Genomic DNA, 8,783 nt, shown 5'->3' on the forward strand with positions numbered 1-8,783 from the left:
TTACAGAAACATATTTTGACCTTACCATTTAACTAACTCCAAAAATACCATATATAGGATTGCTTTTTCTATACCTTCTTGGTCTACTACTGCTTGCATGTCTACTACTTCAACCTTTGCTCTTTCTAAAGCAGGTTTCCATAACTGCATTAATAGGTTATATACTTCTTCAGGATTTTCTAATGACATGAACCTGCACCCTACTGCCTACTGCCTACTGCCTACTGCCTACTCCCTCTTTTATGAAGATGTCTAAATAGTTTTCCGACATAGTAGACACAATTTGGCAAAGTGCGACTACAATAGACTTGCTTGTAATAAATTTTTAAGAGGTCTATAGTATGGTAACATCCGCTGCTCCTGGCAATGCCTCAGTCTTCATAATGCCTTCGAGACAAGATTATACCCAGCCCACCGTGGCTCAAAAAGTTCAATCAAACCAGATTAGAACAAAATTGGACATGGAATTATTAGCCCTAAATTCTTTAACAGGAATTAATTCAGACACCATATTGCGAGTAGCGAGTAAATTGAATATAGCTCCCAAGTTAGCTGATGAACTAACTTTAGTGGTAGGTGAAAAACGGGGAATGTTGCCAAACCAGCCTCTCAAAACAGAGGAAGCAAAATCTTTCATCCTAGTTATATGTCACTTGGCAAAACAAAACCAAGCATTAATTCGTCGTGCAGTCTCATTAATGGAACAAGTTGCTGCTCAAAAGACTAAACCTCAATCAGTTACCTTATTAAGAGAATATCTAGATAAATTTGAAAAAGCATATAAACAATATTACAAATACTCTGAAAATACTTCCCACGATGACCCTGAACAATTAGGTCTTAAGTTATTACTTGATTTGTTATTTTATAGTGCTCCTCAAGGGTGTAGTCGTCATTGGTCAAGTCTGAAATTTTAGACCCCAAAACCATACTAAATTTTTAGTATGAAGTAAAATGCTTGAGCAGAATTCAAAATACCGATTTAACAAAAAACTCAAAAATTGATTGATTGATTGAAAAAGTTTTAACTTTCCCGGCCAGAAGTCCCACGCTGTAATTTCCAATTCAGCGTCGTATGGGAAAGCCGGGCGTTATATGTGTGGTTCATTTACAGCTCTACCACTAGATACAAAATGATTTTTCATAATTATTTATAGTGACTTTTGACAATTACATATAACAGCCACTATGATAACAAGTGTAGGTGTAAAGGTCGATATTTCAATGCTACTGAAATACAAGTACAAGCTTAAACCACATAAAAGGCAAGCGGTAATTATAGCTAATTGGTTGGAATTAGTCAGAAAGCAATATAATTACCGTTTAGCTGAAAGGTTGTATTGGTTTGAATCAACGCGCACACCAGTAAACACTTGTCCACTTAATGTTTCAGTAGTACCAGTAGAACGAATTTATAAAAACATTCCTGAATTTAGAACACAAACAAGAGACGGTAGAAAAAAAGACAGTAGTGGTAATTCAATAACTAAGAAAGGGGATAAACATCCAAATATAGTCAATGGTTATGTTTTGTGGGAGACTGTGCAACTGGCAGACTTGGCACAAACAAAACAACTATTCCCTGAATATAAGTCCATACATTCCCAAGTTTTGCAGGATGTTATCCAAAGAGTACAAACAACAATGGATCACTTTACCAAACCTGACAAAAACGGTAAAACCAGTGGGAGGCGGAAATTCAAAGGGAATCATTATTATAATTCGTTCAGTTATCCTCAGTTATCAAATACCAATATTGTTAAAAATGCCAACGGTCGTTTTTGTATCAATTTACCAAAGATAGGTCTAGTCCCTTTTGTCTTCAATCGCCCAATACCAAAAGGATTTAAGGTCAAGACAGGAACAGTAATCCGTGAAGCTGATGGTTGGTATATCAGCTTCACGATAGAAGATAAAACTGTACCTATAGAGGTTGTAGAAATTCAACCTACCTTAGATAACTCAAAAGGTATTGATTTAGGATTGTTGCATTACGCTGTTACCAGTGATGGTGAATTTATAGAAGTACCTAAGTTTTTTAGGTTCTCTGAGCATCGTTTATCTAAACTTCAGGTGAGATTGGCCAAAAAGTCCAAGCATTCCAAACCTTGGAAAATTCTCAAGCGTAAAATAGCAAAACTCCATCAACTAATATCTAGACAGCGCTTGGATTGGCAATTCAAACTTGCTTACCATCTGTTTTCAGATGTAAGGGTGATATTTCTTGAAGACCTACAGGTAGCTTCTTTACTCCGACGTTGCAAAGCCAAATTAGGAGATAATGGTCAGTTCTTACCAAACGGCCAGTCCGCAAAGTCAGGACTGAATAAGTCTTTGCAAGATGCAGCTTTTGGTCAATTTATCCAAGTTTTAGAGTATGTAGCATGGAAGCTTGGTAAAAGTATTGTCAAAGTAGACCCTAAAGGTACATCTCAACATTGTTGGAAATGCTTGAATAAAGTCTCAAAAAGTTTATCAGAGCGCTGGCATTCATGTAGTAATTGTGGACAGGAACTAGATAGGGACTATAACTCAGCCACCCCTCTAGCTCCCCTCCCGGGAGGGGATGGGGGTGGGTTGGATTGTTATCTACACAGGGGGAGGACATCACCTCTGTTAAAACTGCGGTCAGAGTTTCTCTGGCTGAAGAATCCCGCGCTCTCCCGTAGGGGAGCGTCGGGAGTATGTCAATACACCACCTTACAGGGGGTGCTTAAAATTATTTGGGGCGATTCGGATATGCACGCGGTCGGACGTTGACTATCCATCAGCAATTTTCCCTTCTGCCTTCTTCCTTCTTCCTTCTTCCTTCTTAAATCAAAGGTTTTCAAATGCCTTCACGAAGTTATACTCCCCCAACTTGTACATTAAAATTTACAGCTAGAGGTTTAGCGGCCTTAAAATGGATCGGTATTCCCAGAAAGCAACGTTTTAGTCTTAGTTTTGACGACCCCAGGGTATCAGAAACAGAGCATATTACACTGAGAGGCGGCCGCAGTGAATTAGACACTCTCCACAAAGTTGTTACCACTTATGTACAAGAATTTCTCAGTAAATCTCCTGAATTACCTCTAGACAATGAAAATAAAGGAGAAGAAAACAATAGCACTACAACAGAATCAAACTCACAAACAAAAATTCAGGAAGAGACAACCGAAGTTGCTGAAGTTGCTGATGCCAAACTTTCCATACCTAATTCCCCACCTCCAATAAACGGTCAAAGTATTTATCTACAACCACGAGACTTATTAAACCACGATCTATTTTTGGGGTCTCTAGCGACTAAAGAGTCAGGAAGTTTTATTACCATGAGTATGCTGCAACTATTTGACCTGGCGATCGCTCTAGATGAATGCCAAACAGATATACAGACATTGCCTCAGTTTAAGTCTGACGGTGAAGTTAAACCTCTTCCTGAATGGTTGCAGACTATGATACTAATTATTATCAGTGCTGGTTTAACAGCAAGCGCTATTAAATTATACGACCGCTACGCAATTATTCGCAAGCAACAAAATGAGCCTAATACTATCGCTTCTCCACCAAGCAATAGTTCACCAACACCAACATCAACATCAACATCAACACCAACACCAACACCAACAGTAACTCTATCACCATTACCAACACCACCAACAAATCTACCAACACCAACAATTATCAAACCATCCCCAATTCCCACACCATCTCCTCTTTTTCCTACACAAAACCCCGCGTCACCTGCTCCTAATAACGTACCACCACCTCTGATTGATTTTCCTCGTCCCTCTCAAAACCAGGAAAATGCTAGAACAGTCGTTATTCCGGCACCACCAATAATACTGCCACCAGTTCCTGTTGCACCACCAACAACACCGCCACCAATTCCTCCACCAGCAATACCTAACTATGGGGTGTCAGTACAACCGAGACCTCCCGTGCAACCGCCCCCAAATTTGCAAATTCCACCCGCACCAAACCAACCTTTGCCACCAGCACTTAATAGAGGGGGTGGGGTAAGACCTTATGTAGATGTGAGTCGTATTCCGGTTAATGTTCCTAGATCAATTGATTTACCGACCTTGGAAGATGTAGAACCAGTTGCTTTACGCGATCGCAAACCTATGGTTGATCCTAGTGAAAATCCTGGCAGGAAACCAAAATATACATTATTTGATCGAATTCCCCAAGTTGCAGAGGTAAGAGAATATTTTGAAAAAAGTTGGGAACCACCATCAGATTTAGATAAGAATTTGCAGTATAGTTTGTTATTAAACGGTGATGGTTCAGTGAAAAAGGTAATTCCAATTGGTCTAGCATCAGTTGAGTTTTATGGTAATACAGAGATGCCTTTAGAGGAAGAAACTTTTGTTTCTAATATTGAGGGTGACAAGACTGCTAAAATTCGATTGGTTTTGAGACCAGATGGTCAAGTTCAGACTTTTTTAGAGTCCTTGAATTGAGATACTCCCGACGTTTTTCTTGGTTATCGGATTACCATTACTGTCCTTTTCCCTACCGTCGCGTGTTTGTATTCTAAAGTCTGGAATGTTTTAATAAATTCGTTCTACTGGCACTACTGAAACATTAAGTGGACAAGCGTTTACTGGTGTGCGCGTTGCTTCAAACCAATTCAGCCTTTGAGCTAAACGGTAATTGTATTGCTTTCTGGCTAATTCCAACTAATTAGGGCTTGCTGATTAAATCTAAAAGTATTGACATATAAAGGTTGAGCGCATTTTTTAGTTAAAAAAAGTCCAAGCTTTTAGGTTGTAATGGTTAAAAAAATTAGCATTTTAGGCGTATAGTTGCCCAGAATAATTCCTTGATTCTTCTTCCTCCTGCCTCCTCTATAATTCCCATTTCTCCTGTCTCCTGTCTCCTGTCTCCTGTCTCCTGTCTCCTGTCTCCTACCCTTACCCATAAGACTTTTTCAGCAAACCCTAATTAGCTATAATTACCGTTTGCCTTTTATGAGGTGTTAGCTTGTATTTATATTTCAGTAGCATTCTAGTATCGACCTTTATCGCTACACTTGTTATTATAATGACTGTATGTTTTCTTATCAACAGTTATATTGAAGTAATTATGAAAAATGATTTTGTATCAAGTGGTAGAGCAGTTTCTGACATGAAAGCTCACTTAGTCTTGGTAACTAAATATAGAAAAAAAGTAATCAACCAGGAAATGCTCAAGCGCTTAGGAGAAATAGTAGACAATCTATGCACTAAATGGGACTGCAAACTAATAGAGTTCAACGGTGAACCCGACCATGTACATTTGTTATTTCAATACTACCCACAGTTAGAATTACCTAAATTTATTACTAACCTGAAATCTGTAAGTAGTAGAAGACTTAGGGCAGAGTTTTCAGAACAAATAAATCAGGTTTACTTCAAAGCTGTTTTGTGGAGCGAATCCTATTTTATAGCTAGCTGTGGTGGTGTCAGTATTTCAGTGCTAAAAAAGTACATAGAGAATCAGGAGGAACCACACACATAACGCCCGGCTTTCCCATACGGCGCTGAATTGAAAATTACAGCGCTGGACTTCCCGCCGGGGGGGTTAAGAAAGGAAGAAGGAAAAGGGAATACCGTTTTACCGAAGTCAGAATTCATAAGGCGCGAAGTCAGAAGTTATATCATGTCCGAATAATAGCGCAATAAAAAACCTTACCCTTTTAGACCTTTCTTTCCCTTCTGCCTTCTGCCTTCTGTCTTCTGCCTTCTTCAATAAAGCTTCTGCCTTCTTCAATAAAGACTTCTTTAGCGAACAGAAGTTTGCATAGTAGCAGTTTCAATTGGCTTCATAAAATATAGTTTCAGGAACTGCCAACCATTAGACAGATAAAGAGGTAACTTCTGGAAAAGCTTCACAACACCTGACTTATTAGAATTAGCGATCGCTGTTAACTTTTCATTATTCTTGACACAAAGTTCTAGTCTTTCATAAAATTGAGGATCTTCTACATCCAAAATTATTGGAAAAACACGTCCTGAAGTTTCATTAGTCTTCTCAATTACATACTTATCATAATCACGAGCATTCAAACCAATAGCAGCATAAAAATCAGCTCTTTGAACATCATTCAAGTACATAGTAGCGAACACAGAAAGTAAGAAAAATCTACACCACAATTTTGCTTGCCAGTCATTTAAAATTTGTGGTTGTGCCCTCATAATAGCATCAAAGAAATCTCCATGACGATTTTCATCCTGACACCAATTTTCAAAGAAACGGAAAATAGGATAAATTCTATCTTCTGGATGAGCTTCTAAATGACGATAGATAGTAATATAGCGCCAATAACCAATTTTTTCCGATAGATAAGTAGCGTAGAAAATAAACTTTGGTTTAAAGAAAGTATACTTACGACTTTTAGTCAGAAATCCTAAATCTAACGATAGATTAAAATCTGACATTGCCTTATTTAAAAAACCTGCATGACGAGCTTCATCTCTAGACATTAAATTGAAACATTCAGCCAAAATAGGGCTTTTATTTTTGAGGCGACGACCCAATTCTTTGTAGAGTAAAAAACCAGAAAATTCAGCTGTACAAGAACGTTCTAGAAACTCAACAAATAACCTACGAGTATCCCCATCAATATGGTCCCATGATTGGGCAAATTCTTCATCCCGAACAAAATGATGGCGGTTATAATCAGTACGAAATTCTTCTAGAATAGCTATCAATTCATCTTCATTGACTGAGATGTCCATTTTCGCCATCTCATCAAAATCTGTTGTGTAGAATCTAGGAGTTAGAATAGTTTCTTTCGAGGGAACTTTAACCCCTGGTCGCATTTCTTGAAAATCTGGTTTTTTTAGAGAATCTACCATAACTTTTGTTGTTTTCTTAATTTTATGAATCTATGGCTGATAGTGTGGGGTATTTTTAGATATCTTTAACTCCCCCCCCTGTTTTAATCTGCACCATTTATGTGGGTTACAGTTTAAAGGATGAGCAAAAAAGTATTATATTTTCCACGCTAATAGTTTACCAAGGTCTAAAGGACTGAAGTGCAAAGTTTTAGTTAAGAATTGCAAAGTATATATAACTAAACGGGATACCCCTTCCCGACATCAAAGTTGGAATTATTACTGTTTTCCCAATTATATTCTTGGACTAAGATAGTAATCATACTAAGTGCCCATAACGAAAATTAAGTAACTAGGCAAAAAAGTATATTGATTTCTGAAAAATAATTTTTTGGACTAAATGAATAGTATAAGATACAGTTACCTATTCTGGGGAGCTTGCATCCTAGGTCTTAACGGATGTCATCGTTTATACAATGGAAAAATTTTGACGGGTCTACTTTGGCTCTTTACTGGGGGTTTATTTGGAGTAGGCCAATTTATTGATTTGTTGTTAATTCCTAATATGGTAGAAGAACACAACACTAAAGTCAAAGCAAAATTAAGTACTTCATCCCAAGGAGTGCCACTATATCAATCAAATGGCGTGGTCTCTATGAAAGTTTCTCCTCCACAAACCCGTCAACAGTTAATGGTAGCTTTACTCAGGTCAGCTGCCACTAAAGGAGGAAAGTTATCTGTTAGTCAGGGGGTTATGGCAACAGGAGCTAGCTTTGCAGAAGTAGAAGAAGCTCTCAAGGAAATGCTCAAAACTGGTTATGTTAGTGTGGATAACCATCCAGAGACAGGAATTGTAATTTACGATTTCCATGAATTATAATTTTTCCAACTAATAATCATTGCAAATATATTTAGAGGTCTTCCATAGTTACTAAAATTAAGGTACTATAGTAGTCTGTCTATAAATATCTATACAATAACTTTCATGGCTGTACCAAAGAAGAGAACCTCAAAGTCTAAGACAAAGATGCGGAAATCTCAGTGGAAGCGCAAAGCAAGACTGGAGGCACAGAAGGCGCTATCTTTAGGGAAATCAGTTCTTACTCAACGTTCCCACAGTTTTGTATATCCAAGTGCTGAGGAAGAAGAGGAAGAGGATTAATCAATGGGAGAAGTGACGTTCTCCCTCGTTAAGCTAGCGCTATAACCAGGGCTTCCCTCCTTCACGGAAAAGGGCTTCCTGCTTCCAAGGTTGAGCATCTTCTTAAACTCCACAGGCAGCAACGATGAGACCCACCGCTGTTTTGTACAGAAGTTTCAGTACTCACCTAGCTACCTTCAAGATTTTACCTTCTCACGGAAATTACTAGGGCGTGTCATCAATTAAAGAGGTTGACATTAAAAGTATAGTATGCTTATGAAGAATAACTACAGGAATAATATGCTAAGGACTGCTCTAAATGACTAGACGTTATGGTTTGCGCATAGGACCAATGGGAACGCATTCAACATTTACTACCAGGCCGTGAAGGAACTGTAGGAAGAACAGCATGCATACAACCGCCTCTTTGTGGAAGCTGTTTTATACAGATATAGAGCCGGAATTCCGAACCAGAGACTTACCAGAAAGATTTGGGGACTTCCGTGTTGTCCATACCCGTTTTAGTCGCTGGAGTCGTTCAGGGGTCTGGGAAAGACTATTTCAAACTCTATCTGAGGATGCAGATAATGAATATGCCATGATCGATGCCACTATTGTTCGTGCTCATCAACATAGTGCCGGGGCGAAAGACAGTAGTGCAGAACAGGAGAACATTGGCCGTAGTAAAGGGGGATTGAGTACTAAAATACATGGGGTAGTAGAGTGCGACTCGTTCCTATTAGGAGCCTCTAGCAACTAGAGGGGTATGAATAGGGCAAATACGAGGCCACAGCGGAAGAGCCTGCAATAAGCGAGGCCACCAAAGAAGAGCCTGTTAGATA

General features: G+C 38.6%; 9 protein-coding genes and 1 pseudogene. 7 read left to right on the top strand and 3 right to left on the bottom strand.

All coding sequences use genetic code 11. From position 1 onward, the window contains the following. Positions 1 to 21 precede the first annotated feature (21 nt). Entirely contained in the window at positions 22 to 189 is a 168-nt protein-coding gene (locus F6K54_RS34305; protein WP_293088069.1) for a hypothetical protein, read from the bottom strand. 152 nt (positions 190 to 341) lie between these two features. Here F6K54_RS34305 and F6K54_RS34310 point away from each other — a divergent pair, with 152 nt between their 5' ends. The 3 genes from F6K54_RS34310 to F6K54_RS34320 all read left to right on the top strand — a co-directional run bounded on the left by F6K54_RS34310 (position 342) and on the right by F6K54_RS34320 (position 4,442). Further along, on the top strand, positions 342 to 917 hold the full coding sequence (locus F6K54_RS34310) for a DUF3038 domain-containing protein (protein ID WP_293088070.1): 576 nt from the start codon (positions 342 to 344) through the stop codon (positions 915 to 917). Positions 918 to 1,224: 307 nt separating this feature from the next. Next, positions 1,225 to 2,760, top strand: a complete 1,536-nt coding sequence (locus tag F6K54_RS34315) for a transposase (RefSeq protein ID WP_293088072.1) — start codon at positions 1,225 to 1,227, stop codon at positions 2,758 to 2,760. 71 nt (positions 2,761 to 2,831) lie between these two features. Next, positions 2,832 to 4,442, top strand: a complete 1,611-nt coding sequence (locus F6K54_RS34320; protein WP_293088073.1) for a DUF4335 domain-containing protein — start codon at positions 2,832 to 2,834, stop codon at positions 4,440 to 4,442. A 90-nt stretch (positions 4,443 to 4,532) separates the two neighbouring features. Here F6K54_RS34320 and F6K54_RS34325 read toward each other — a convergent pair whose 3' ends face one another. Beyond that, complete coding sequence (locus F6K54_RS34325) at positions 4,533 to 4,661, bottom strand: hypothetical protein (protein WP_293088075.1); 129 nt, start codon at positions 4,659 to 4,661, stop codon at positions 4,533 to 4,535. A 406-nt stretch (positions 4,662 to 5,067) separates the two neighbouring features. On the opposite strand from F6K54_RS34325, the gene tnpA reads away from it, so the two are divergent. Beyond that, the gene (tnpA, locus tag F6K54_RS34330; RefSeq protein WP_293088081.1) at positions 5,068 to 5,481 is read left to right on the top strand and encodes an IS200/IS605 family transposase; all 414 of its coding nucleotides are present in this window, start codon (positions 5,068 to 5,070) and stop codon (positions 5,479 to 5,481) included. Positions 5,482 to 5,744: 263 nt separating this feature from the next. On the opposite strand, the gene acsF is transcribed toward tnpA, so the two are convergent. Next, positions 5,745 to 6,821: a magnesium-protoporphyrin IX monomethyl ester (oxidative) cyclase gene (gene acsF / locus F6K54_RS34335; protein ID WP_293088076.1), complete on the bottom strand. Its 1,077-nt coding sequence runs from the start codon at positions 6,819 to 6,821 to the stop codon at positions 5,745 to 5,747. 379 nt (positions 6,822 to 7,200) lie between these two features. Here acsF and F6K54_RS34340 point away from each other — a divergent pair, with 379 nt between their 5' ends. The 3 genes and pseudogenes from F6K54_RS34340 to F6K54_RS34350 form a co-directional block, all read left to right on the top strand. Then, positions 7,201 to 7,680, top strand: a complete 480-nt coding sequence (locus F6K54_RS34340; protein WP_293088078.1) for an NINE protein — start codon at positions 7,201 to 7,203, stop codon at positions 7,678 to 7,680. Positions 7,681 to 7,785: 105 nt separating this feature from the next. Then, the gene (gene rpmF, locus F6K54_RS34345; protein ID WP_293088079.1) at positions 7,786 to 7,962 is read left to right on the top strand and encodes a 50S ribosomal protein L32; all 177 of its coding nucleotides are present in this window, start codon (positions 7,786 to 7,788) and stop codon (positions 7,960 to 7,962) included. A gap of 298 nt (positions 7,963 to 8,260) precedes the next feature. Continuing rightward, positions 8,261 to 8,671 (top strand): annotated as a pseudogene (locus tag F6K54_RS34350) (IS5 family transposase); the annotation flags it as partial. Positions 8,672 to 8,783 lie beyond the last annotated feature (112 nt).

It is taken from the genome of Okeania sp. SIO3B5, from assembly GCF_010692555.1.
Classification (GTDB): Bacteria; Cyanobacteriota; Cyanobacteriia; order Cyanobacteriales; family Microcoleaceae; genus Okeania.

Bases quoted from the DNA above. Each gene is read 5' to 3' on its own strand.
- F6K54_RS34305 (WP_293088069.1), bottom strand. From the start codon at position 189: ATGTCATTAGAAAATCCTGAAGAAGTATATAACCTATTAATGCAGTTA.
- rpmF (WP_293088079.1), top strand. From the start codon at position 7,786: ATGGCTGTACCAAAGAAGAGAACCTCAAAGTCTAAGACAAAGATGCGG.
- F6K54_RS34340 (WP_293088078.1), top strand. From the start codon at position 7,201: ATGAATAGTATAAGATACAGTTACCTATTCTGGGGAGCTTGCATCCTA.
- F6K54_RS34320 (WP_293088073.1), top strand. From the start codon at position 2,832: ATGCCTTCACGAAGTTATACTCCCCCAACTTGTACATTAAAATTTACA.
- tnpA (WP_293088081.1), top strand. From the start codon at position 5,068: ATGAAAAATGATTTTGTATCAAGTGGTAGAGCAGTTTCTGACATGAAA.
- F6K54_RS34310 (WP_293088070.1), top strand. From the start codon at position 342: ATGGTAACATCCGCTGCTCCTGGCAATGCCTCAGTCTTCATAATGCCT.
- F6K54_RS34315 (WP_293088072.1), top strand. From the start codon at position 1,225: ATGCTACTGAAATACAAGTACAAGCTTAAACCACATAAAAGGCAAGCG.
- acsF (WP_293088076.1), bottom strand. From the start codon at position 6,821: ATGGTAGATTCTCTAAAAAAACCAGATTTTCAAGAAATGCGACCAGGG.